Raw genomic sequence first — 22449 nt, 5'->3', positions numbered from 1 at the left:
GAGGAATCAGGCGGGCGGTCCCGCGAACCGGTCGGCCGCCAGGCAGAGGTCGGCCCAGGCACGGGCCTTGTCGGCCGGATTGCGCAGCAGGTAGGCGGGCGGGTAGCTGGCCACGACGGGCACGCCGTCGAGCGGCCCGCCGGGCGCGAGGCGCAGCGGCTCGGCGCGGCCGCGCAGGCGGCCCAGCGGCTCGGTGCTCTGCAGCAAGGACTGAGCGGCCAGCGGTCCCAGCGCCAGGACGATGCGCGGCGCCAGGGCGGCGGCCAGCGCCACGAAGTCGGTGTCGGCCGGCGACGCGGCGGCGCGCCCGGCCACGGGTGCGGTCCCCGGCGCGGCGGCGCGGTGCGTGCGCATCAGGTGCACCGGCGCGCGGCCGTCGTGCAGCTGCAGGGCGCGCAGCATGTTGTCGAGCAGGCGGCCGGCTTCGCCGGCGAAGGGTTCGCCATGGCGGCCGTCGGCCTCGGGCGGCATGTCGGCGACCACCAGCCAGCCGCCTCCGGGCGGCGACGCGATGCCGTCCTCGTCGAGCACGGTGTAGAGGCGCAGCGGCGCGTCGAAGGCGACGCCGGGGACGCCGCGCGACGACGGCCGGCCCGCAGGGGGCGTCGGGCCGGAGGCCGGCGCGCGGGCGGGCGCGGACGCGGAGGGACGGGACGCAGGCGCGACCGTGGCGTCCGGCACGCGCGGCGCGATGGTGCCCGCCGGGCGCGTGGCCGATGCGGATGCGGATGCGCCCAGCGCGGGCGTCGCCGGGGCGGGCGCAGCCGGCGACCGTGCGGCCGGCACGGAGGCGGTCGGGCGGTCTCGTCCACCCGCGCCGGCCTCGCCACCGTCGCGGCGATCGGCGGCCGCATTGACCTCCGGCGAACCGGCCTCGGCCGCGTCGGCGGACGCCGACCGGCGCTGCGCCGGCCACCAGACCTTGACGCCCATCTCCTCGAGCATGGCACGCTGCCGCGCATCCAGGCGCAGGCCCGTCGCGGGGCGATCGGCGACGTCGGAAGCGGGCACGGACGACGCGTCGCTCATGACGGCAACCCGCCCCAGGCGCTGTCGGGCGCGTCCAGGCGCAGGCTCATGACGATGGCGTCCTCGCGGTCGCCGTGCGCCGGGTAGTAGCCCTTGCGCGTGCCCACGCGCCGGAAGCCGTATTGCTCGTAGACGCGCAGCGCGCGCGCGTTGCCGGTGCGCACCTCCAGCCACAGCCACTGCGCGCCCTGGGCGCGCGACCAGCCGGCCAGGGCGTCGAGCATCAGCGGCGCCCAGCCCTGGCGCTGGAACGCCGGCGCGACCGTGATGTTGAGCAGATGCACCTCGTCGACGCCCCGCATCGCCACGAAGTAGCCGATGACGGTGTCGGCGCCGCCGTCCGCCGGCCCGGCCAGCAGCTGGCAGTGGTAGCCCACGGCCATGGAATCGAGGAAGTTCGCCCGCGTCCAGGGATGGCTGTAGGCCGTCTGCTCGATGGCGCAGACGGCGTCGAGGTGGCCGATCGTCATCGACGCGAGGCGTGCCTCCGGCGCCTGCAGGACAGCGCTCATCGGACCGTGCTCCCCCGAACGGCCACGGGCACCGGAGCGGCCGCGGCGGCCTTGACGGCGGCGCGTTCCTCGGTGGTCTGGGCGACCTTGTCGCGCACGTAGAGCGGCCAGGCGTCGGCGGGGTCGACCGCCCGGCCGGCCGCGAGCAGCGCCGGCGCGAGGCGCAGCAGCGCGCCGGCGGTCGGCAGGACCTCGTGGCGCGCGGCGGCGCCGGGCAGGCGATCGCCGTAGGCCGCGAAGGCGTTGCCCGCGAGCACCCAGCCCTCGGGCACCACCACCGCCTCGGGCGCCAGCACCTCGGTGTCGGCGACCGACGCCGCGTCGCCGTCGAACGCGACCCGCGCCGCGTACACCTGGTCCATGCGCGCGTCGAGCACGGCCACCACGCGCGCCGTGCCGAAGCGGTGGCGCGCCTCCTCGGCCAACGCGTGCAGCGTGTCCACCGGCAGCAGCGGCACGCCGGCGCCGAAGCCCAGGCCCTGCGCCACCGCGCAGGCCGTGCGCAGGCCGGTGAACGAGCCCGGCCCGCGGCCGAAGGCGATGGCGTCGAGGTCGCCGAGCGACAGACCGGCCTCGGCCAGCAGTCCGCGGATGAGCGGGATCAGCGTCGCCGACGCCTGCGCGCCGCCGGGGCCGTCGTGAGCGACGGTGCGTTCGCCGTGTCGCACGGCGATCGACAGGCGATCGGTGCTGGTGTCGAAGGCGAGGAACCGGTCAGCCATGGCAGCGCCTCGCGGTGGTGACGGTGGCGGTGGCGGCAGTCACCGCGACGGGGCTGGCAGCGGCCGACGTGGCCTTCCTCACCCCGAACAGGATGCCCGCCGTCACCAGCAGCAAGCCGACGATCAGGTTCCAGTACAGCGGCTCGTCGAGCAGCAGCACCGCGCCGATGGCCGACAGGCCCGGCACCAGCGCGGTGATCATGGTGGAGCGCACCGGGCCGAAGTACCGGATCATCTGGGTGAAGGCGATGCCCGAGACCACCACCGAGCCCACGCCCTGGAACAGCATGTGGAACACGATTTCGCCCAGCGGCGCGGCATCGAGCCGGCTGGCCACCGCGCCCGCCGCCGCCAGCAGCGCGTAGGCCGGCAGGTAGACGACGAACGCGAACACGGTGATGGCGGTGGTGGCGCGCACCGCGTCGAGCGCGTGGCGCCGCGCGAAGACGCTGTAGCAGGCCCAGCAGAACGCCGCCGCCATGAAGAACAGGTCGCCCTTCCAGACCTGTCCGCCCTCGAAGGCCTGCAGCAGGCTGCGCCCGCCCACCAGCAGGTCGCCCGCGACGATCAGCGCCAGCCCCAGCGCGCGCACCGCCGTCATGCGGTCTCCGAGCACGGCCACCGCCAGCAGCGAGGTCCACAGCGGCAGGCTGCCCGGCAGCAGCACCGACGCGTGCGCGGCCGGCGCATAGAAGAAACCGCTGTAGGCGAGCAATGCGTAGAGCAGGCCGCCGAACAGGCCGCCCACGATCGTCAGCCTCAGGCCGAGCGGCGACAGGCCGAGGATCGATCCCGGACCCGGGTGCGCCGCGTCCGCGCGTCCGGACGCCGCCTCGCGCCGGGCCCGCGCCACCTGCCAGGCGCCCCAGGGCACCAGCACCAGGCCGGCGCCGCAGATGCGCAGGAAGGCGATGTCGAGCGGCCCGAGCGAGCGAGCGGCCGAGGCGCGCGCGATGAGGATGAAGGCCGTCCAGACCACCACCGTGACGACCGCCGCCCCGATGCCCAGCTGGCGCGCGGTGAATCGGGGCGGAGGGCGGACGGCGGACGACATCCCCCGATTATCGAGGCGCGCTTCGCCGCCGGTCCCGGCCGGGATAATTCGGCGATGCCCGTCGCCGCTTCCCCTCTCCCGCCCTCACCCCCCGGCCGTCGCCGGATGGCCGCCTGGGTCGGCGCCATCCTGTCGATCGCGATGCTGGCCGGGTTCCGCGGTCCCGCCGCCGCCCAGACCCTGCCGCCCGGCGTCGAGGCCGCGCTGGCCCGCGCCAAGGTGCCGCGCGAGGCCGTCACCTTCCTGGTCGCCGATGCCGACGGCGCCCGCGCGCCGCGCCTGTCCTGGCGCGCGCAGGCGCCGATGAATCCGGCCTCGATCATGAAGGTGGTCACCACCTACGCCGCGCTCGACCTGCTGGGCCCCGCCTTCACCTGGACCACGCCGGTCCACGTCGACGGCCCGGTGCGCGACGGCGTGCTGCAGGGCAACCTCTACCTCCAGGGCCAGGGCGACCCCAAGCTGGTCGCCGAGCGCCTGTGGCTGCTGCTGCGCCGGGTGCAGGGGCTGGGCATCCAGACCATCGCCGGCGACATCGTGCTCGACCGCCGGGCCTTCGACACCGTCGAGGCCGATCCCGCCGCCTTCGACGGCGAGGGCCTGCGCCCCTACAACGCCGGACCCGACGCGCTGCTGGTCAATTTCAAGTCGGTGGTCGCGACCTTCGTGCCCGACCGCGGCTCCGAGGTCGCGCGCGTGAGCTGGGAGCCCGCGCTCGCCGGCGTGGCGATGCAGGCGACGGTGCCGCTCTCGGCCGGCGAATGCGGCGACTGGCAGAGCGTGCTCGTGCCCGACCTCGCCGATCCGTCGCGCCTGCGCTTCGCCGGCGGCTACGTCGCGGACTGCGGCGAGCGCAGCCTGGGCGTGGCGTACGCCGATCCGCGCGGCTTCGCCGCCCGCGCCGTCGCCGGTACCTGGGCCCAGATGGGCGGCCAATTGCGCGGCCAGGTGCGCGACGGACGCGTGCCGGTCGGCTCCAGACCGGCGTTCGAGATCGCGTCGCCGCCGCTCTCGGAGGTGATTCGCGACATCAACAAGTACAGCAACAACGTGATGGCGCAGCAGCTCTTCCTGACGTTGGGCCTGCAGCAGAAGCGCAGCGGCACGCTGGAGGCGTCGCGCGCCGTCGTGCGCAGGTGGTGGGGCGAGCGCATCGGCGGCGGGGACGAGATGCCGGTGTTCGACAACGGCTCGGGACTCTCGCGCGAGGAGCGCATCAGCGCCGCGGCGCTGGCGCGGATGCTGCAGGTGGCCTGGCGCTCGCCGGCGATGCCGGAACTGGTGGCCTCGCTGCCGGCCGCCGGCGTGGACGGCACGCTGCGCCGGCGCGCTCTGCGCTCGGGCGGCTCGGCGCACCTGAAGACCGGCACGCTGCGCGATGCGGCCGGCGTGGCCGGGTTCGTGGACGGCGCGAGCGGGCGGCGCTACGTGGTGGTCGCCATCGCCAACCACCCCAACGCCGCGGCGGCGCGCCCGGCCTTCGACGCGCTGGTGGACTGGGCCACGCAGGACTGAAGCGGCGCGACGCCGGCGTCCGGCCTCAGACGCTCGGTGACCGCATCGCGCCGGGGTCGGTGAGCGCCAGCGCCGCGCCGTAGACCGCCCGGCCTGCCGCCTTGGTCTGCTCGACGAGCGTCGTCCAGCGCCGCGAACGCTCCTGGGGCGAGAGCCGCGCGGGCTGGCTGATCAGCGTCTGGCTCACGTCGAGCAGCAGGCTCGCCGACACCAGGTATTGGTGGATGGCGGCCTGTTCGGCCACCCGCTCGAGCGGTGTGGGACCCCGCGTGGCCAAGGCCGGTTCGGTCGCCGTCTGCGGCACGGGTTCGAGGCGGCGGTCCATGCGGGCCATCAGCTCGAGGATGGCCGCGCGGGCCTCGTCGAGCAATACGGTGTTGCTGAGTGTCTGGGTCATCTCGGCCTCCGGGAAGCTTGTCGTTCTTGAAGCGTCCGATGTTGCCGATGTTGCCTTCGGGGCCGGTCCAGACAAAGCCTGAAAAACCGAAACCAAAGCATTAGGAAGGAGACATTCTTCTCGGTTTTTCCGCCGGCGATGACCGGCGATCAGGCGGCCGCGGCGCGTTGGAGCCGGTCGCTCACGCCCTCCCACTCGGGCGTGTCGGGCGGCGTCTCGACCCAGATCAGGCGCACCCCCCGGGCATCGAAATCGCGCAGCACGGCGAACAGTTCGCGCGCCGCGTCACCGGCGTCGTCGGGCATGCGCCGCCGCAGCACGCCCGACGACGCGGTGCGCACTTCGGTCCGCGTCCACACGGCCAGGTGCGCCGCCTGCGCGCCCAGCACGTCGAGCGCCGCCTGCAGCGTGCGCGCGTCCATCAGGCGCAGCTTGGCGTCGGGCGCATAGTGCGCGGCCAGCGTGCCGGAGGCGCGCGGGTCGGGCGCGGCCAGGTCGTGCCGGTCGCGCAGCGGCTCGCCGCAGGCCGCTTCGATCTGGTCGCGCGTGATGGCGCCCGGGCGCAGCAGCACCGGGACGCCGCGGCTGCAGTCGACGATGGTCGATTCGATGCCGACCTCGCACGGTCCGCCGTCGATCACGAGCAGGTCGTCGCCGAACTCGACGCGCACGTGCTGCGCGGTCGTCGGGCTGACGCGGCCGAAGCGGTTGGCGCTCGGCCCGGCCAGGCCGGCGACGCCCTGCGCGGCGCAGGCCGCCAGCAGCGCCTGCGCCACCGGGTGCGCCGGACAGCGCAGGCCGACGGTGTCCTGTCCACCGGCCGCGGCCGTGGCGACACCGCTCTGGCGCGTGACGATCAGGGTCAGCGGCCCGGGCCAGAAGGCCTGTGCGAGCCGGCGCGCGAAGGCCGGCAGCGGCTGCGCGAAGCGCGACAGCGCCTGCTCGCCGTGCGGCCCGACGGCGATGTGGACGATCAGCGGGTGGTCGCTCGGCCGCCCCTTGGCGCGGAAGATGCCGGCGACGGCCTCGTCGCTCGCGGCATCGGCGCCCAGGCCGTAGACGGTCTCGGTCGGAAAGGCCACCAGCGCGCCCGCGCGCAATCGTTGGGCAGCCTCGGCGAGGGCGGCCTCGGCCGCCGCCGTGCCGACCGTGGCCACGCGGCCGTCGCGGATCACGAGGCGTCCTCGGACGCGGCGGTCGGGTCGATCGGCACGTCGTTCACTCCGACAGCGGGATCGGCAGGCCGAGCAGGGCGGCGGCGAAGTCGGCCGTCTTGCGCACCGCCTCGATGTCGGCGCCGGTGATGTTCAGGTGACCCATCTTGCGTCCGCGCCGGGCGTCGGCCTTGCCGTAGAGGTGCAGATGCGTGCCGGGCAGCGCCAGCACGTCGGCCCACGGCGGCTCCTGGGCGACCTCGCGATCACCACGGTCGTTGCGGCCCGCCCCGGCGGCCGGGCCGGGGAACCACAGGTCGCCCAGCAGGTTGAGCATCACGGCCGGGCTGTGCTGGCGCGGCGGGCACAGCGGCAGGCCGGCGAGCGTGCGCACCTGCAGCTCGAACTGCGAGACGTCGCACGCGTCCATCGACCAGTGGCCGCTGTTGTGCGGGCGCGGCGCCATCTCGTTGACGACCAAGCCGCCGTCGGCGAGCACGAAGAACTCGACGCACAGCACGCCGACGTAGTCCAGGCCCTCGGCGATGGCACGGGTGGCCTCGACGGCGCGGCGCGCCACGTCGGCGGGCATGTTGGTCTCGTGCACCTCCGTCACGGCGAGGATGCCGTCGCGGTGCCAATTGCGCTGCGGCGGCAGGTGCACCATCTGCGCGTCGTGGCCGCGCGCGACGATCACCGAGCATTCGAAGTCGAGCGGCAGCAGCTGCTCCAGCACGCACGGCAGGCCGTTGGTGCTGTTCCAGGCCGCGACGAGCTCGGCGCGCGTGGTCACGCGCTGCTGGCCCTTGCCGTCGTAGCCCAGGCGCGCGGTCTTGAGGATGCCGGGCAGCAGGTGGTCGGGCACGGCGTCGAGCCCGACGGCGTTCTCGATCACCGCGTAGGGCGCGCAGGCGACGCCGCAGCGCACGAAATGCGCCTTCTCGCGGATGCGGTCCTGCGCGATGGCGACCGCCGCCGCGGCCGGCGCCACCGGCCGGGCCACCGCCAGGTGCTCCAGCGAGGGCGCGGGCACGTTCTCGAACTCGGTCGTGATGGCCTCGGCCAGGCCGGCCAGGCGCGCCAGGCCGGCGATGTCGGTGTAGTCGGCGTGGACGTGGTGGTGGCTGATGCGGCCGGCCGGGCTGTCGCCGTCGGGGTCGAGCACCGCCGTGGCGTAGCCCATGCGCTGCGCCGCGTGCACGAACATGCGGCCGAGCTGACCGCCGCCGAGCACGCCGAGCGTGGCCCCGGGCGCCAGGTAAGGGGTGGCGGGGGCGGTCACAGCGCGCCTCCGCCCTGCGGCGAGAAGGGCGAGACCGCGGCCCTGGGCGCGTCGGCCGTCGCGGCGACCTCGGACGCGGCTTCCAGGGGCGGCAGGGTCATGGCCCGGGCCGCGGCGGTCTGGCGCGCGCGGAAGGCGTCGAGCCGCTCGCGCAATGCGGCGTCGCCGGCCGCGGCGAGCATCGCCACCGCGAACAGCGCCGCGTTGGCCGCGCCGGCGGTGCCGATGGCGAAGGTCGCCACGGGCACGCCCTTGGGCATCTGCACGATGCTGTAGAGCGAGTCGACGCCCTGCAGGTGGCGGCTCGCGACCGGCACGCCGAGCACCGGCACGGTGGTCTTGGACGCCAGCATGCCCGGCAGGTGGGCGGCGCCGCCGGCCCCGGCGATGATGGCCGACAGGCCGCGCGTCGCGGCGCCCTCGGCATAGGCGAAGAGCTCGTCGGGCATGCGGTGCGCCGAGACCACGCGGGCTTCGTGCGCGATGTCGAATTGCGTAAGAATCTCCACCGCATGGCGCATCGTCTCCCAGTCGGAGTTCGAGCCCATCACCACACCGACCCGGATTGTTTGGTTCATGGTCGCAATTTTACGTTTCGTGCCCACCTGCTCCCGATGATCGATATCACCCTCGAAAACTTCCAGACCGACCTCATCGAAGGTTCGGCCCAGACGCCCGTGCTGCTCGACATCTGGGCCGAATGGTGCGGCCCGTGCAAGCAGCTCGGCCCGGTGCTCGAAAAGCTCGAGACCGAGTACGGCGGGCGCTTCACGCTGGCCAAGCTCGACGCCGACAAGGTGCCGCAGATCTCGTCCCAGCTCTCGCAGATGTTCGGCGTGCGCAGCATCCCGTTCTGCGTGATGTTCGTCGGCGGCCAGCCGGTCGACGGCTTCGTCGGCGCGATCCCCGCCGACAAGATCCGCGAGTTCCTCGACAAGCACGTGCCGGCGGCCGAGGAGGTCGAGGCCGCCGCCGAGGAGGAGGCCGCGCTGGACGCCCTCGCCGCCGGCGACACCGAAGGCGCGCTGGAGAAACTGCAGCACGCCGTCGCCACCGACCCGGCCAACGACGACGCCCGCTTCGACTACGTGAAGCTGCTGCTGCAGGAGGATCGGGTCGACGACGCCAAGGTCGCCTTCGCGCCGGTGATCGCCAAGACGGCCCAGGTGCGGCGCCTGGACGCGCTCGCGCGCTGGATGGACGCCATCGACTTCGCGCGTCCCGTGGTCGGCGAGGCGCCGTCCCTGGCGGCCTTCGACGCGACGATCGCCACGGCCAAGCGCGACTTCGACGCCCGCTTCGGCCGCGCCCGGCTGCTGATGGCCGAGCAGCGCTGGACGGACGCCATGGACGAGCTGCTGGAGATCCTGATGCGCGACAAGGCCTGGAGCGACGACCTGGCGCGCAAGACCTACATCGCCATCCTCGACGTCATCGAGCCGCCCCGCCCGAAGGTCGCCGACGGCCAGATCCCGCCGGACGATCCGACGGTGGCGACCTACCGCCGCCGCCTCAGCAGCGTCGTCCTGAGCTGAGTCCGGACGGGTTCGACCCGATCGCCGGAGCGCGGGTCGCCGGCCCACAATGACCGCCACAAAGGAACCCCGCCATGCGCTTCTTCGACGACCGCCACGCTGCTCCCGCGATCCTGCCGCCCTCCCCCGCACGACGGCGCGGCGCCCTGGCGGTGCTGATGGCCGTGGCGAGCGCGGCGGCGCTGTCGGCGTGCGGCTCGGGCATCAGCCTGGACGAGCCGATCGAGTCGCGCGTCTGGCGCCTCGCGCGCCTGGGGCAGCAGCCTGTCGCCGCCGGTGCCGATCCGCAGCGCGATGCCCAGGTGCAGTTCGACGGCACGCGCATGAGTGGCTCGGGCGGCTGCAACCGCATCACCGGCGGCTACCAGCGCGACGGCCACACGTTGAGGATCGGCCCGCTCGCGGCCACGCGCATGGCCTGCCTGGACGCGGACCGCGGTCAGCTGGAGAGCGCCTTCGTCGACGCCCTGCAGGCCACGGCCAGCTACAGCCTGCTCGGCAGCAGCCAGCTCACGCTGCTCGACGCCAGCGGGCGCACGCTGGCGGTGCTGGAGAACCGCTGACGCGCCGGGCCGGCATGGGCCTCAGCCCGTCAGCCGCTCCAGCGCCTCGCGGTACTTGGCGGCGGTCTTCTCGATCACCTCGGCCGGCAGGCGCGGCGCCGGGGGCGTCTTGTCCCAGGGCTTGCCGTTGATCTTCGTGGCCTCGAGCCAGTCGCGCACGAACTGCTTGTCGTAGCTCGGCGGGTTGGCACCGGCGGCGAGCGCGGCCTCGTAGCCTTCGACCGGCCAGTAGCGCGAGCTGTCGGGCGTGAGCACCTCGTCCATCAGCACCAGCGTGCCGGCGTCGTCGAGGCCGAACTCGAACTTGGTGTCGGCGATGATCATTCCCTTGGTCAGCGCGATCCGCGCGGCGGTCTCGTAGATCGCGATGCTGGTCTCGCGGATCTGCTGCGCCAGGACCGGGCCGATCATCTCGACCACGCGGTCGTAGCTGATGTTCTCGTCGTGCTCGCCGGCGGCGGCCTTGGCCGCGGGCGTGAAGATCGGGCGCGGCAACTGGCTGGCGTTGGTCAGGCCTTCGGGCAACGGCACGCCGCACACCGAGCGCGTCTCCTGGTACTCCTTCCAGCCGCTGCCGGCGAGGTAGCCGCGCACCACGGCCTCCACGGGGATCGGCTTCAAGCGCTTCACCAGCATCGAGCGCCCGGCCACCTGCGCGACCTCGGCATCGGTCACGACGCTCTCGGGCGCCTCGCCGGTCAGGTGGTTGGGACACAGGTGACCCAGGCGTTCGAACCACCACAGCGCCATCTGCGTAAGGATCACGCCCTTGCCGGGGATCGGCTCGCCCATGATGACGTCGAAGGCCGAGAGACGGTCGCTCGCGACCATCAGGATGCGGTCCTCGCCGACCGCGTAGTTGTCGCGCACCTTGCCGCGCGCGAGCAGGGGCAGGCTTTGGATCGAGGAGGTGTGGACGGTGGTCATGGCGGTCGGCGTGGATGGGGAAGAACGGACGGAACGGCGGGAAACAATGGCGAGAGGCGGATTGTGCGCGCAGAAAAAAGCCACCGCGAGCGGTGGCTGGTGCGGCGGGGCGCGCGGCCCCGGCGGCCTGACGGAGATCAGGTGATCGAGGCCTGGTAGATCGACTCGACGGCCTTGTCCAGCGCGGCGTTGAACTCGTCGTCCGACTGCTGGGCGCTCAGGCCTTCGGTCAGCGCGCGGCTGAAACTGGCGATGACGCCGGGGTTGCGCGCCAGGCGCTCGTTGGCGCCGTCGCGGGCGTAGCCGCCCGACAGGGCCACCACACGCACCACGTTCGGATGGTCGACCAGCTCCTGGAAGAAGCCGTCGACGGTGGGCAGCGTGAGCTTGAGCATGACCTTGGTATCGGCCGGCAGCGCGTCGAGGCGCTCGATGAAGCCTTTCTTGAGGATGACTTCGGCCTCGGCCTTGTCGGCCGCGCCGATCGAGACCTCGGGCTCCAGGATCGGCATCAGGCCGGCGGCCAGGATCTGGCGGCCGACGGCGAACTGCTGGTCGAGCACGGCGGCGATGCCCTTCTCGTCGGCGCGGTTGACCACCGAGCGCATCTTGGTGCCGAAGATGCCCTTGGCGACGGCGCGCTGGAGCAGCACGTCGAGTTCGGGCATCTCCTTCATCAGCTGGACGCCGTCGGCTTCGTTGGCCAGGCCCTTGTCGACCTTCAGGAAGGGCACGACCTGCTTGCGGTCCCAGAGGTAGGTGGCGGCGTCGATGCCGTCGATCTGGCGGTCCATGGTGGCCTCGAACAGGATGGCGCCGATCACGCGGCGGCCGTCGAAGGCGGGGCTGGTGACAATGCGGCTGCGCATGGCGTGGACCATGTCGAACATCTCGGCGTCACCCTGATAGGCGCTCTCCTCGATGCCGTAGAGCTTGAGCGCCTTGGGCGTGCTGCCGCCGCTCTGGTCCAGTGCGGCGATGAAGCCCTTGCCCGTGGTGACCTGGTCGAGTTGTTGCTGATTCACTGCGTTGCTCTCTTGTTCGTGGCCGTTGACAGCCGTTGGTGGCATGAGGAGGAAAGTTTGCGCAGGATTGTATCGACGGCCTGAAACGTCAACGTTTGGCCATCGGCAACCCCAGGAATTCCGTCACGGATGGCAACACCGGTTCGCCGATCCACTGCAGCGGGCGGGCGACGGCGCCGATGAGCGTGACGTGGCCCAGGCCGTCGAACGATTCCGTGCGCACGTCGACGCCGGCCGCGCGCAGCCGCCGGGCCAGCCGGTCGGTGTTGCGCACGGTGTCGACGGTCCGGTCGTCGCGCGCCGCCATCAGCAGCGTGCGCGGCGCGTCGGCACCGGCATGCGCATAGGGTTGCGAATCCGGCGGCGTGGCGGGCCAGTCGAAGGCCACCCGGGCTTCCGGGTCGTCGATCGGCAGGAAGTCGTAGGGGCCGGCCATGCCGATCCAGCCGGCGAGCTGCTTCGGTTGCGCGCCGACCTCGGCCAGCCAGCGGCCGTCGAGCGCGACCATCGCGGCGTTGTAGGCACCCGAGCTGTGGCCCATGACGTGGACGCGTCGCGGATCGGCGCCGAGCCGCTCGGCATTGTCGAGCGCCCATTTCACGGCCAGCGCGCTGTCGCGCACGAAGGTCGGGTACCTGAAGGCCGGCGACAGGCCGTAGTCGGGGATCGCCACCACCGCGCCGCGCGCGGCCAGCGCTTCGCCGACGAAGCGGAACGCGGCACGGTCGCCGTGGGTCCAGGAGCCACCGTGGAAGAAGACCACCAGCGGCGGCTTGCGGCCGTCGGCCGGGACGGAGGCCGGCAGCGGGCGGTAGACGTCGAGCTTCTGGCGCGGCGTCGCGCCGTAGGCGACGCCGCCCTCGAAGCGGTAGGTGTCGGAGGGGACGAGCCCGTTGACGAGGCGGGCCGGCGAGCAGGCGGAGAGCGCTGCGGCGGCGCCGAGGGCGAGCGGCGCCAGCAGGCGCAGGCGCGGGGACAGGAGGGGTGCGGTCATCGAAGGGGTACGCGAGTCCGGCCCCATCGGTTTCGCGGCCTCCGGCGAAAGGACCTCGCCGGGCCGCGCGCGACGCTCAGGTCGCCCGGCAGATCTTGAGCATGTTGGTGCCGCCCGGCGCGCCCATGGGCTCGCCGCAGGTGATGGCGTAGACGTCGCCGCTCTGCACGATGCCGCGCTTCTTGAGGTGCGCCTCGGCATGGTCGAGCGCCGAGTCGCGGTCGGTGTGCGAATCCATCAGCAGCGGGCGCACGTTGCGGTAGAGCGCCATCTTGCGCTGGGTGGCCAGCCGCGAGGTCAGCGCGTAGACGGGGATGTGGGCCGAGTGCCGGCTCATCCACAGCGGCGTGGAGCCCGACTCGGTCAGCGCCACGATCGCCTTGGCGCCCAGGTGGTGGGCGGTGAACAGCGCGCCCATGGCGATGGCCTGGTCGATGCGGGCGTAGGTGTGGCCGCTGAAGTCGGTGTCGCGCGCGGTGTCCTCGGCCTGCTCGGCGGCCTCGCAGATGCGGCTCATCTCCTGCACCGTCTCCAGCGGGTAACGGCCCGAGGCCGTCTCGGCGCTCAGCATGACGGCGTCGGTGCCGTCGAGCACCGCGTTGGCGACGTCGCTCACCTCGGCGCGCGTGGGCACGGGGTTGGTGATCATCGACTCCATCATCTGCGTGGCGGTGATGGCGACCTTGTCCATCTCGCGCGCCATGCGGATCATCTTCTTCTGCAGCGCCGGCACCGCCGCGTTGCCGACCTCCACCGCCAGGTCGCCGCGCGCGACCATGATGCCGTCGCTCGCGCGCAGGATCTCCTCGAGCTTGGGGATCGCCTCGGCGCGCTCGATCTTGGCGATCATGCCGGGCCGGTGGCCGTACTCGGCCGCCGCCACGTTGCACAGCTGGCGCGCCATCTCCATGTCGGTGGCGTTCTTCGGGAAGCTCACGGCCACGTAGTCGGCCTGGAAGCTCATGGCGGTCTTGATGTCCTCCATGTCCTTGGCCGTCAGGGCCGGCGCGGTCAGGCCGCCGCCCTGCTTGTTGATGCCCTTGTTGTTGGACAGCTCGCCGCCGAGCACGACGGTGGTCACGACCTGCTCGCCCTTGACGGCGTCCACGCGCAGCACGATCAGGCCGTCGTTGAGCAGCAGGCGGTCGCCGGCCTTGACGTCGCGCGGCAGGTCCTTGTAGTCGAGGCCGACCGCCTCGATGTCGCCCGGCACCGTGCGCGCCGCGTCGAGCGTGAAGCCCGCGCCGGGCTCCAGCCAGACGCGGCCCTCGGCGAACTTGCCCACGCGGATCTTCGGGCCCTGGAGGTCGGCCATGATGGCCACCTCGCGGCCCACCTTGCGCGCCGCCTCGCGCACCATCGCCGCCCGGGCGATGTGGTCCTGCGCCGTGCCGTGGCTGAAGTTCAGCCGCACCACGCTGACCTTGCTGTGGATCATCTGTTCCAGCAGCTCCGGCGTGTTGGAGGCGGGGCCGAGGGTCGCGACGATCTTCGTGGCGTGGCGGGGAAGGCGGACGATGTCCATGGATCGGTCTCCGGTTTGTGGCTTTTGGCACAATTCTCACACGAGGTCGTGACATCGGACGGCATGCAAGACCGTTCGGGACGCAGCCGGCACCACCCGCCGCCTTCCGCTCCCACCTGCCACGACCCGTCCTCCGATGAATGCGACGCGGGCGCCTCGCGTGCCGCGATTCCTTCACCCTTTCCCGTCCGTCTCATGCAGACCCCCACCGAACCCGTTGCCTCGCCCCTGCCGCTCGACGCGCCCCTGCCCCACCGCAAGGTGATCCGGTCGTGGCTGATTCCACTGGCCCAGCGCACCACCGTGCGCGCCTTCGTGCTGCTGGCCATCGACTACCTGCTGTTCGGCGCGCTGATCACGGCCACGGTGCTGGTGAAATCGATCTGGCTCAAGCTGCTGGCCGGCCTGCTCGCGGGCTTCGTGATCGGGCGGCTGTTCATCATCGGCCACGACGGCTGCCACCAGAGCCTGACGCCGCACCGCCGGCTCAACAAGTGGCTCGGGCGCATCGCCTTCCTGCCGTCCCTCACCGCCTACAGCCTCTGGGACATGGGCCACAACGTGGTCCACCACGGCTTCACCAACCTCAAGGGCGTGGATTTCGTCTGGGCGCCGCTGACGCAGGCCGAGTACCGCGCGCTGTCGCCCGCCGGCCGGTTGTTCCAGCGCCTGTGCCGCAGCGGCTGGGGCCCGGGGGCCTACTACATGGTCGAGATCTGGTGGAAGAAGATGATGTTCCCGACCAGGAAGGCGCTGGGCAACACCATGCGGCCGATCTTCTGGAAGGACTGCCTGCTGGTGACCGCCTTCGCCGCCGCCTGGATCGCCGCGCTGGTCGCCGGCGCGCTCGCCGCCGGACAGTCGGTGGGCTGGGTGCTGCTGGCGGGCTTCGCGGTCCCGGTGGTGTTCTGGTTCCACATGATGGGCTTCGTGATCTACGGCCACCACACCCACGTCAAGGCGCAGTGGCACGACGACCGTGCGGCTTGGCAGCGCGCCCAGCCCTTCGTCTCGACCACCGTTCACCTGACCTTTCCGATGCAGGTCGGCGCCCTGCTGCACCACATCATGGAGCACACCGCGCACCACGTGGACATGAGCATTCCGCTCTACAAGCTCAAAGAGGCGCAGAAGATGCTCGAGCACCTGCTGCCCGAGCGGATCATCATCCAGCGCTTCTCCTGGAAGTGGTATTTCGATACTGCGCGCGCCTGCAAGCTCTACGACTTCACGCGCCAATGCTGGACCGATTTCGAGGGCCGCCCGACCAGCACGCCGCGCGTCATCGTGTCGGGCGTGTAAAGACGGTGCCGGCCCCTGGCGCGGACCGGTGACTTTCCGTACGGTTCGCGGGATGACTTCCTGCGCATCGTCCGACGGCTCCTTCACCCCTTCCGTTTGCCGCACCCGGGTCCTGGGCATCGCGCGCTGGGGGCTGCTGATCCTGCTGATCGCCGTCCTTCCGCTGGCCCGGCGGTTGCCCGAACGCTCGAGTTGGGAGAACGGGTGGGTCGAGGAGACCCAGATCGCCATCCTGCTGATCGGTTTCTTCTACGCGGCCTGGACCTGGAGCGGCCTGCGCCGCATGCCGGCCTCGCGACGCGCCACCGGCTGCACGGCGACCCTGCGCCTGAGCCTGATCGCCATGGCGTTCTGGCTGATGTGCGCCGGCCGCGAGACCAGCTGGGGCGCGACCTTCCTGACCCGCGGCGTGATGGAGGTGGACGGTCCCTACTTCACCTCCAGCAAGCTCTGGTACCACATGGCCATCAAGCCGCTGGTGCTGGGGGCCGTGGCGGTGGCGGTCGTCGCCTTCCTGCGCTGGCGGCTCGACCGGCCGCTGATCGCGCTGATGCGGCGGCACCGCTTCCCCTGGGTCGAGGTGCTGCTGGTGGCCGGGGCCGCCACGATGGCGACCCTGTCGGAGAGCAGCATGTTCTTCGAGGCGCACGAGACCGAAGCCCTGCGCATGATGGTCGAGGAGCTGGCCGAGGCGGTGTGCTATCTCGGTCTGCTGCTGGTGCAGGTGCGCCTGTTCGGCGAACTGCGCGGCATCCGCGTGCCCCTCGGCGCGGAGTGACGTCGATCGGTCGGCCTCAGCCGGCCGCGCGCTTCTCCAGGATCTCCAGCGCCGGCAGCGTCTTGCCCTCGAGGATCTCCAGGAAGGCGCCGCCGCCGGTCGAGATGTAGCCGACCTTGTCCTCGATGCCGTACTTGGCGATCGCGGCCAGCGTGTCGCCGCCGCCGGCGATCGAGAACGCCGGGCTCTCGGCGATGGCGCGGGCGATGGCTTCCGTACCCTTGGAGAAGGCGTCGAACTCGAACACGCCCACCGGGCCGTTCCAGACGATGGTGCCGGCCTTGCGCAATTGGGCGGCGAGCATCTCGGCGGTCTTCGGGCCGATGTCCAGGATCAGGTCGTCCTCGGCCACCGCGTCGGCCGCCTTGACGGTCGCCTCGGCGGTGGCGGAGAAGGTCTTGGCGGTCACGACGTCCACCGGGATCGGCACGTCGGCGCCGCGCGCGCGCATGGCCTCGATCACCGCCTTGGCCTGATCGACCAGGTCCGGCTCGGCCAGCGACTTGCCGATCGACAGGCCGGCGGCCAGCATGAAGGTGTTGGCGATGCCGCCGCCCACGACGAGCTGGTCGACCTTCTCGGCCAGGCTCTTGAGGATGGTCAGCTTGGTGCTGACCTTGGAGCCGGCGACGATCGCCACCAGCGGGCGCTTCGGCTGCGCCAGCGCCTGGGTGATGGCGTCGATCTCGGCGGCCAGCAGCGGGCCGGCGGCGGCCACCTTGGCGTACTGCGCGATGCCGTAGGTGGTGGCCTCGGCGCGGTGCGCGGTGCCGAAGGCGTCGTTGACGTAGATGTCAGTCAGCGCGGCGAGCTTGCGCGCGAGCGCCTCGTCGTTCTTCTTCTCGCCCTTGTTGAGGCGGCAGTTCTCCAGCAGCACGACCTCGCCGGGCTGCACTTCCACGCCGTCGACCCAGTCGGCCACCAGGCGCACCTCGCGGCCGAGCAGCTCGCCCAGGCGGGTGGCGACCGGCGCGAGGGAGTCGGCGGGCTTGAACTCGCCCTCGGTCGGACGGCCCAGGTGCGAGGTCACCATCACGGCAGCGCCGGCGTCGAGCGCCTGACGGATGCACGGCACCGAGGCGCGGATGCGCGTGTCCTCGGTGATGCGGCCGGTGTCGTCCTGCGGCACGTTGAGGTCCGCGCGGATGAAGACGCGCTGGCCGGCGACGCGGCCCTGGGCACAGAGATCGGAAAAGCGGATGACGTTCATGGGCGGTCTCGGAAGGAGGATTCGGTGGGAATCGGGAGAGGGAGGGATGTGCGGCGAGGCGTCCGCGACGTGGAATTGTAGGAGCGGCGTCTCGGAGAACGCCCAAAAGCGACGGGCCGGCGGATCGCTCCGCCGGCCCGTCGCCTCGGGCGGCCCGGCCTTCCGGCGCCGCCCCGCGGGAACTCAGGTCACTTCGCGACCGACACCGGCGCCGCCGCCAGCGCCCGTCCGCCCGGGCCGGCGCTGAAGTCCAGTGGACCCACCGCCGCCTGCTGGCCGACGCCGGGCTTGCTCCAGTCGCACACGCCGCCGGGGAACACCGCCTGCAGGCGCGCGAGCTGCGCCGCGCCGAGCCGGCCGCCGTACTCGGCCGCGTCGATCGGGCGCAGCTGGCACTTCAGGATGTGCTCCGACAGCGGCCCGCCCGCCACCTGGCGCGGCGACGACGAGGCCTTCAGGAACGGATCGGCGTCGCAGACCGCCGCATCGGTGATGCGCGTGGACTGCGCGACGTCGGTCGAGAGCACGCAGAAGTTCTGGGCCGAGGCCGGCCGCGCGGCGCGCACCTTGTCCTCGATGCCGCGGCCGCTGGTGTCGGCGACGATCGTCGTGAGCCATTGGTCCATGGTGTCGAAGGCCTGCGGCGCCAGCACCGGCGAGAGCAGCCCGCCGCGGCCGAAGCGCCACAGCGCGTGGTTGCCGGCGTCGCCGTACTCGCGCACCAGGCGGTCGCGGATGGAGAAGCTGCGCCACACGTAGTGGATCGGGATGGTGCTGCGCGCGGTGGTGCCCGGCTGCAGGATCAGCCCGGAATCGTCCCAGCCGCGCATGTCGATCACCGCCGTCTTGGCCAGGTTGCGCCCGCTCATGACGATGCCCGCGCGGTAGGCCACCGACAGCGCCGGCGTGTCGGCCTGGGTGCGCGCGACCTGCGGGTTGGTGTCGTGGTCGGCGCCGCCGGCGACCTCGTTGAGGACGACGAACTCTTCGGCCGTGATGGCGCCCGAGAGCAGCGCCTTCAGGCCGTACTGCACGCCGACGTTGTCGCGCGTCTCGTTGGCGCGGATGCCGTCGGCGATCTTGCCGAACACCGACACCGCCCAGTCCCAGGCGTTGCAGCGCGCGCCGCCGGGATTCGTCACGGGGTCGTAGACCAGGCCCGCGGGCATCTGGCAGTTGTTGACCACCGTGCCGGGCGCGGCGAGCGTGCCGTCGGGCGAGAGCACCAGCTTCTGCACGTAGTTGCCGGCCTTGGCGTTGCTGCCGAAGGCGTTGTACCAGCCGTGGCAGGCGGTCTGGTCGGGATGGCCGTTGATGGCCGCCTTCTTGGCCGCCTCGGCCGCGGCCGTGACGCCGGTGCCGCTCATGAGCTGCAGCCAGGCCGGCTTGCGGTAGGCCTCGACCAGCTGGACGCAGTCGCCGACCTCGATGGCGGTGGTCTCGGAATCGGGATAGGCGCAGGACACCGTCACGCCGTCGAGCAGCCCGGGGGAGATGGAAGCGCTCATGTGCGAGTTGATCGAGCCGCCCGAGCAGCCCGCGCCCATGGTGAACTTGATCGGTCCGTAGCCGTCGACGATGCGCTCCTTCATGCGGCCGACGGTCTCGGTCATCATGACCCGGTTGGAGTTGATGGCCGAGTCGGTCATGGCGTTGGCCGCCACCAGATAGCCGCGCGCGAGCTGGGCGTCGAACGACGGCCAGGCGCTCTGCGGACGGGCCTGGCGCCGGGGCTGGCCGGTGCTGGAGCCGAACTGGTAGTAGACCTTGCCGTTCCACTGCGGCTGCGGCGCGGTCGGCGTCCAGGCCTTCGCCGGGTCGTGCAGCACGACCAGGTCGTAGATGCCGCGGTTCATCACGCCGCGCTCCACGCGCACCACGTAGGGCACGGTCACGCCGGCGTCGGTGGTGGTGGTGGCCAGGTCGGCCGGGGCCGCGGCGCCGGCGGTGTAGGGCTTGAAGCAGGGATTGGCCGGCGCCGCCGCCGTGGTGGCCGGCGCGGTGTCGGTGTAGGCCACGGTCGGGCTCGGATCGGGCAGACCGAACGAGCAGCCGGTGGCGGTGGTGCGGTAGTACAGCTTGAACTCGCTCGCCGTCGTGCACTGGGTGTCGGTGGCCGAAGCCGACAGGCCGCTGCCGTTGCTCGCGGGCGCCGTGGCGGTGGCGCCCTGCGGCACCGGCGTGGCGCAGTAGAACGGCGTGACCTGCGCGCCGGAGAACACCGGCGCGTTGCGCACGGTGTTGGTGATCGTCAGGCTGGCGGCGCCCACGGCGGTGCGGGCGTTGAGCACGTTCGCCCCCGTCTTCAGGCCCGTGACCAGGCCGAGGGTGCGGCCGTCGGCGCGGGTGGTGAAGACGCCGGTGACGTCGCGGCCGTCGACGTCCACCGCCAGGCCGGTCGCGCCGACGCCGGCGGGCAGCGTCAGCTCGACCAGCGCGTCACCGTCGGTGACCCAGTCGGCGCGCGTGGAGAGCGTGCGGATCTCGAGCTTGTTGGCGGACGAGCCGCCCGAACCACCGTTGCCGTCGCCATCGTTGCTGCCGCCGCAGGCGGCGAGTGCGGCCAGCGCCAGCGCGGCCGGCAGCCATCGGCCCGCGCGCGCGGCGGGGCTCGTCGAATCGTGGGAATGCATGGGAACTGTCTCCTGCAGGGAATGGACCGGGACGGGCCTTCGCGGGACCGTCGAACCGCCGGACCCGGCAGCCGATGCGCAACGCTCCCGGGGCGGCGCAAGTCTGCGACCGCGATTTGCGCCCGACCCCCGGGCTTTCCAGCACGCGCTGTCGCGCAGGTTCCACGTCCGCGGGCGCGCATCGACGGCGACTGCGCGCCCCGTCGGCCTACCATCCCAGTCCGAGGTGCAGGGGCAGGTACACCGCCATGCCGACCAGCATCGTGCCGAGCACGCCGCCGCGCCAGAAATACCAGGCGGCCCCCGCGGCGGCCGCGAACAGGCGCGCGTCGCGCCAGGTCGCCACCAGGTGGCCCTGCGTCATCACCACCTCCGGGATGACGACCGCCGCCAGCGCGGCCACCGGCGCGTAGTGCAGCGCCCGATGCGCCCAGTCGGGCAGGCCCCAGGGCCGGTCGAGGATGAAGAAGAAGCAGCGCGTGAGCACCGTCACGCCCGCCAGGCCGACGATCACGGCCAGGGTCCAGACGTCCGTCTGCGCGCTCACGCGTCGGCCTCCGCCGGATCGCGCACGAACTGCCGCTCCAGCCAGAACGACAACAGCACCGCCACGCCGATGCCGGTGACGATGTTGAGCTTGAGCGGCAATGCGTAGGCCGCCACCGCCGTGGCGCCGGCGATGGCGGCGGCCAGCACGCGCAGCCGCGTCGTCGCCATCGAGCACAGGATGCCCACCAGGCTGAGGACGCCCGCGAAGCCCAGCCCCCAGGACTGCGGGATCAGGTTGGCCAGGGCGATGCCCAGCAGGCTCAGACCCATCCACGACAGCCAGGTGACGCAGTAGCCGCCGGTGAGGAAGGCCTCCTGCTCGCGCCGTCCGGCCTCGGTCGCGGCCGGGGTCGGATAGCGGCCGGTGAAGACGGCATAGCTCAGGTCGGCCGTGAGATAGCCGTGCAGCATGCGCCGCCAGCGCGGCATGTGCATGAGGTAGGGCCGCAGGTGCAGGCTGAACACCACGAAGCGCAGGTTGACGCAGAAGCCCGTCGCCAGGATCACCCAGGCCGGCGCCCCGGCCACCAGCAGCGGAATGGCTGCGAGCTGCGAGCTGCCGGCGTAGACCAGCAGCGTCATGGCCGTCGCCTCGATCACGCTCATGCCCGACTTCACCATGGCGACGCCGGTCATCAGGCCCCAGGCGCCGATGCCCGCGGCCATCGGCGCCATGTGCCGGAAGCCGGCGCCGAAGGCCGGCTCGCGGCGCACCGCCGGATCGAGGAACATCAGCCGAAGACCCGCCCGGCCGCGACGCCGAAGCCGCGCAGGAAATCGCCGGCCGAAAGGCGCTTGCCGCCCGCGCGCTGCAGTTCGGTCAGCCGCACCACGCCGTCGCCGGCGGCCACGTCGATGCCGTCGGCCGTCGCGGCGAGCACCGTGCCCGGCACGGGCACGGGCGCCGATGCGGCGTCCGCGTCCGTGCCGGCTCCGGAAGCCGGCAGCGCCTGCGCACGCCAGAACTTGACCGTCTCTTCGCCGAGCGTGCCGGTGGCACCCGGGAACGGATCGAAGGCGCGGATGCGGCGCGCGATGGCGGCGGCGTCCTGGCGCCAGTCGACCGGCGCCTCGTGCTTCTCGATCTTGTGCGCGTAGGTCGCGCCCTCGGCCGGCTGCGGCACCGGCCGCAGCGCGCCGTCGAGCGCCTGGCGCACGGCCTCGACCACCATCCGGCCGCCGAGCGCGGCCAGGCGGTCGTGCAGGCGTGCGGTGCTGTCGTCGTCCTCGATCGCGACGGTCTCGCGCAGCAGCATGTCGCCGGTGTCGAGGCCGGCGTCCATCTGCATCAGCGTGACGCCGGTCTCGGCGTCGCCGGCCTCGATCGCGCGGTGGATGGGCGCGGCGCCGCGCCAGCGCGGCAGCAGGCTGGCGTGGATGTTGAGGCAGCCCCGGCGCGGCGCGTCGAGCACCCACTGCGGCAGGATCAGGCCATAGGCGGCGACCACCATCGCGTCGAGCCGCGCGGCGGCGATGGCCTCCCGCGCGGCGCGCGCGTCGTCCGGGTACTTGCCGTCCAGGCGCAGGCTGCGCGGCTGCGCGACCGGCCAGCCGTGCTGCAGCGCGAACTGCTTGACCGGCGAGGCCTGCAGCTTCATGCCGCGTCCGGCGGGGCGGTCGGGCTGGGTGAGCACCAGCGCGATCTCGAAGCCGGCGGCATGCAACGCCGCCAGCGCCACGCGCGCGAACTCCGGCGTGCCCGCGAAGGCGATCCGCTCGCTCATCGGACGCTTCCCGCGCCGG

Annotated in this window: 22 protein-coding genes; 5 read left to right on the top strand and 17 right to left on the bottom strand. The window is 72.5% G+C overall.

Annotation, left to right across the window (positions count from 1 at the left end; translation table 11 throughout):
- Positions 1-6: 6 nt before the first annotated feature.
- From ABID77_RS14425 to ABID77_RS14410, 4 genes are read right to left on the bottom strand one after another with little or no spacing between them, the layout of a single operon-like run.
- Positions 7-1029 carry a uracil-DNA glycosylase family protein gene (locus ABID77_RS14425; protein ID WP_429597025.1) on the bottom strand — a complete coding sequence of 341 codons (1023 nt, stop codon included), beginning with the start codon at positions 1027-1029 and terminating at the stop codon, positions 7-9.
- The gene (gene rimI / locus ABID77_RS14420) at positions 1026-1541 is read right to left on the bottom strand and encodes a ribosomal protein S18-alanine N-acetyltransferase (RefSeq protein WP_429597022.1); all 516 of its coding nucleotides are present in this window, start codon (positions 1539-1541) and stop codon (positions 1026-1028) included. The genes ABID77_RS14425 and rimI overlap by 4 nt, the downstream gene beginning before the upstream one ends.
- Positions 1538-2263 (bottom strand): tRNA (adenosine(37)-N6)-threonylcarbamoyltransferase complex dimerization subunit type 1 TsaB, encoded by a 726-nt coding sequence (gene tsaB / locus ABID77_RS14415; protein WP_429597019.1) that lies wholly within the window; start codon positions 2261-2263, stop codon positions 1538-1540. Before tsaB ends, rimI begins: the two co-directional genes overlap by 4 nt.
- Positions 2256-3317 carry a DMT family transporter gene (locus ABID77_RS14410; protein WP_429597016.1) on the bottom strand — a complete coding sequence of 354 codons (1062 nt, stop codon included), beginning with the start codon at positions 3315-3317 and terminating at the stop codon, positions 2256-2258. Before ABID77_RS14410 ends, tsaB begins: the two co-directional genes overlap by 8 nt.
- Positions 3318-3458: 141 nt before the next feature.
- Here ABID77_RS14410 and dacB point away from each other — a divergent pair, with 141 nt between their 5' ends.
- On the top strand, positions 3459-4832 hold the full coding sequence (gene dacB / locus ABID77_RS14405) for a D-alanyl-D-alanine carboxypeptidase/D-alanyl-D-alanine endopeptidase (protein ID WP_429597334.1): 1374 nt from the start codon (positions 3459-3461) through the stop codon (positions 4830-4832).
- 25 nt (positions 4833-4857) lie between these two features.
- On the opposite strand, the gene ABID77_RS14400 is transcribed toward dacB, so the two are convergent.
- From ABID77_RS14400 to purE, 4 genes are all read right to left on the bottom strand, one after another.
- A complete protein-coding gene (locus tag ABID77_RS14400) occupies positions 4858-5229 on the bottom strand; it encodes a hypothetical protein (protein ID WP_429597013.1) in 372 nt (123 codons plus the stop codon).
- A gap of 149 nt (positions 5230-5378) precedes the next feature.
- Complete coding sequence (locus tag ABID77_RS14395; RefSeq protein WP_429597010.1) at positions 5379-6404, bottom strand: L-threonylcarbamoyladenylate synthase; 1026 nt, start codon at positions 6402-6404, stop codon at positions 5379-5381.
- A 43-nt stretch (positions 6405-6447) separates the two neighbouring features.
- Positions 6448-7665, bottom strand: a complete 1218-nt coding sequence (locus ABID77_RS14390) for a 5-(carboxyamino)imidazole ribonucleotide synthase (RefSeq protein ID WP_429597007.1) — start codon at positions 7663-7665, stop codon at positions 6448-6450.
- On the bottom strand, positions 7662-8243 hold the full coding sequence (gene purE, locus ABID77_RS14385; protein WP_429597005.1) for a 5-(carboxyamino)imidazole ribonucleotide mutase: 582 nt from the start codon (positions 8241-8243) through the stop codon (positions 7662-7664). Before purE ends, ABID77_RS14390 begins: the two co-directional genes overlap by 4 nt.
- Positions 8244-8279: 36 nt before the next feature.
- Here purE and ABID77_RS14380 point away from each other — a divergent pair, with 36 nt between their 5' ends.
- Both ABID77_RS14380 and ABID77_RS14375 read left to right on the top strand, forming a co-directional pair.
- Positions 8280-9200, top strand: coding sequence for a tetratricopeptide repeat protein (locus tag ABID77_RS14380; RefSeq protein ID WP_429597002.1), 921 nt, complete (start codon positions 8280-8282; stop codon positions 9198-9200).
- A 74-nt stretch (positions 9201-9274) separates the two neighbouring features.
- Entirely contained in the window at positions 9275-9763 is a 489-nt protein-coding gene (locus tag ABID77_RS14375) for an META domain-containing protein (RefSeq protein WP_429596999.1), read from the top strand.
- Positions 9764-9784: 21 nt separating this feature from the next.
- Here the strand turns inward: ABID77_RS14375 and ABID77_RS14370 are convergent, their stop codons facing one another.
- From ABID77_RS14370 to pyk, 4 genes are all read right to left on the bottom strand, one after another.
- A complete protein-coding gene (locus tag ABID77_RS14370) occupies positions 9785-10690 on the bottom strand; it encodes a phosphoribosylaminoimidazolesuccinocarboxamide synthase (protein ID WP_429596996.1) in 906 nt (301 codons plus the stop codon).
- A 137-nt stretch (positions 10691-10827) separates the two neighbouring features.
- Entirely contained in the window at positions 10828-11715 is an 888-nt protein-coding gene (locus tag ABID77_RS14365) for a fructose bisphosphate aldolase (RefSeq protein ID WP_429596993.1), read from the bottom strand.
- Positions 11716-11803: 88 nt separating this feature from the next.
- Complete coding sequence (locus ABID77_RS14360) at positions 11804-12709, bottom strand: alpha/beta hydrolase (RefSeq protein WP_429596990.1); 906 nt, start codon at positions 12707-12709, stop codon at positions 11804-11806.
- 76 nt (positions 12710-12785) lie between these two features.
- On the bottom strand, positions 12786-14234 hold the full coding sequence (gene pyk, locus ABID77_RS14355) for a pyruvate kinase (protein ID WP_429596987.1): 1449 nt from the start codon (positions 14232-14234) through the stop codon (positions 12786-12788).
- Positions 14235-14429: 195 nt separating this feature from the next.
- Between pyk and ABID77_RS14350 the strand changes: the two genes are divergently transcribed.
- Complete coding sequence (locus tag ABID77_RS14350) at positions 14430-15536, top strand: fatty acid desaturase (protein ID WP_429596984.1); 1107 nt, start codon at positions 14430-14432, stop codon at positions 15534-15536.
- Positions 15537-15588: 52 nt separating this feature from the next.
- Positions 15589-16314 (top strand): hypothetical protein, encoded by a 726-nt coding sequence (locus ABID77_RS14345; RefSeq protein WP_429596982.1) that lies wholly within the window; start codon positions 15589-15591, stop codon positions 16312-16314.
- A gap of 16 nt (positions 16315-16330) precedes the next feature.
- On the opposite strand, the gene ABID77_RS14340 is transcribed toward ABID77_RS14345, so the two are convergent.
- The 5 genes from ABID77_RS14340 to fmt form a co-directional block, all read right to left on the bottom strand.
- The gene (locus ABID77_RS14340; RefSeq protein WP_429596979.1) at positions 16331-17524 is read right to left on the bottom strand and encodes a phosphoglycerate kinase; all 1194 of its coding nucleotides are present in this window, start codon (positions 17522-17524) and stop codon (positions 16331-16333) included.
- Positions 17525-17712: 188 nt separating this feature from the next.
- Entirely contained in the window at positions 17713-20157 is a 2445-nt protein-coding gene (locus tag ABID77_RS14335; protein ID WP_429596976.1) for a DUF6351 family protein, read from the bottom strand.
- Between the two features lie 208 nt (positions 20158-20365).
- Complete coding sequence (locus ABID77_RS14330) at positions 20366-20704, bottom strand: AzlD domain-containing protein (protein ID WP_429596973.1); 339 nt, start codon at positions 20702-20704, stop codon at positions 20366-20368.
- Entirely contained in the window at positions 20701-21438 is a 738-nt protein-coding gene (locus ABID77_RS14325) for an AzlC family ABC transporter permease (protein WP_429596970.1), read from the bottom strand. The genes ABID77_RS14330 and ABID77_RS14325 overlap by 4 nt, the downstream gene beginning before the upstream one ends.
- Positions 21438-22430, bottom strand: coding sequence for a methionyl-tRNA formyltransferase (gene fmt / locus ABID77_RS14320; protein WP_429596967.1), 993 nt, complete (start codon positions 22428-22430; stop codon positions 21438-21440). Before fmt ends, ABID77_RS14325 begins: the two co-directional genes overlap by 1 nt.
- Positions 22431-22449 lie beyond the last annotated feature (19 nt).

It is taken from the genome of Variovorax sp. PvP013, assembly GCF_050435945.1.
GTDB lineage: Bacteria > Pseudomonadota > Gammaproteobacteria > Burkholderiales > Burkholderiaceae_C > Variovorax.
The sequence above is the reverse complement of the archived record's forward strand: the minus strand, read 5'-3'. Positions and strand labels throughout refer to the sequence as shown.

Bases quoted from the DNA above. Each gene is read 5' to 3' on its own strand.
- dacB (WP_429597334.1), top strand. From the start codon at position 3,459: ATGCTGGCCGGGTTCCGCGGTCCCGCCGCCGCCCAGACCCTGCCGCCC.
- ABID77_RS14410 (WP_429597016.1), bottom strand. From the start codon at position 3,317: ATGTCGTCCGCCGTCCGCCCTCCGCCCCGATTCACCGCGCGCCAGCTG.
- ABID77_RS14325 (WP_429596970.1), bottom strand. From the start codon at position 21,438: ATGTTCCTCGATCCGGCGGTGCGCCGCGAGCCGGCCTTCGGCGCCGGC.
- fmt (WP_429596967.1), bottom strand. From the start codon at position 22,430: ATGAGCGAGCGGATCGCCTTCGCGGGCACGCCGGAGTTCGCGCGCGTG.
- rimI (WP_429597022.1), bottom strand. From the start codon at position 1,541: ATGAGCGCTGTCCTGCAGGCGCCGGAGGCACGCCTCGCGTCGATGACG.
- ABID77_RS14380 (WP_429597002.1), top strand. From the start codon at position 8,280: ATGATCGATATCACCCTCGAAAACTTCCAGACCGACCTCATCGAAGGT.
- ABID77_RS14350 (WP_429596984.1), top strand. From the start codon at position 14,430: ATGCAGACCCCCACCGAACCCGTTGCCTCGCCCCTGCCGCTCGACGCG.
- ABID77_RS14345 (WP_429596982.1), top strand. From the start codon at position 15,589: ATGACTTCCTGCGCATCGTCCGACGGCTCCTTCACCCCTTCCGTTTGC.
- ABID77_RS14335 (WP_429596976.1), bottom strand. From the start codon at position 20,157: ATGCATTCCCACGATTCGACGAGCCCCGCCGCGCGCGCGGGCCGATGG.
- ABID77_RS14375 (WP_429596999.1), top strand. From the start codon at position 9,275: ATGCGCTTCTTCGACGACCGCCACGCTGCTCCCGCGATCCTGCCGCCC.
- ABID77_RS14360 (WP_429596990.1), bottom strand. From the start codon at position 12,709: ATGACCGCACCCCTCCTGTCCCCGCGCCTGCGCCTGCTGGCGCCGCTC.
- ABID77_RS14370 (WP_429596996.1), bottom strand. From the start codon at position 10,690: ATGACCACCGTCCACACCTCCTCGATCCAAAGCCTGCCCCTGCTCGCG.
- ABID77_RS14425 (WP_429597025.1), bottom strand. From the start codon at position 1,029: ATGAGCGACGCGTCGTCCGTGCCCGCTTCCGACGTCGCCGATCGCCCC.
- ABID77_RS14340 (WP_429596979.1), bottom strand. From the start codon at position 17,524: ATGAACGTCATCCGCTTTTCCGATCTCTGTGCCCAGGGCCGCGTCGCC.
- tsaB (WP_429597019.1), bottom strand. From the start codon at position 2,263: ATGGCTGACCGGTTCCTCGCCTTCGACACCAGCACCGATCGCCTGTCG.
- ABID77_RS14400 (WP_429597013.1), bottom strand. From the start codon at position 5,229: ATGACCCAGACACTCAGCAACACCGTATTGCTCGACGAGGCCCGCGCG.
- purE (WP_429597005.1), bottom strand. From the start codon at position 8,243: ATGAACCAAACAATCCGGGTCGGTGTGGTGATGGGCTCGAACTCCGAC.
- pyk (WP_429596987.1), bottom strand. From the start codon at position 14,234: ATGGACATCGTCCGCCTTCCCCGCCACGCCACGAAGATCGTCGCGACC.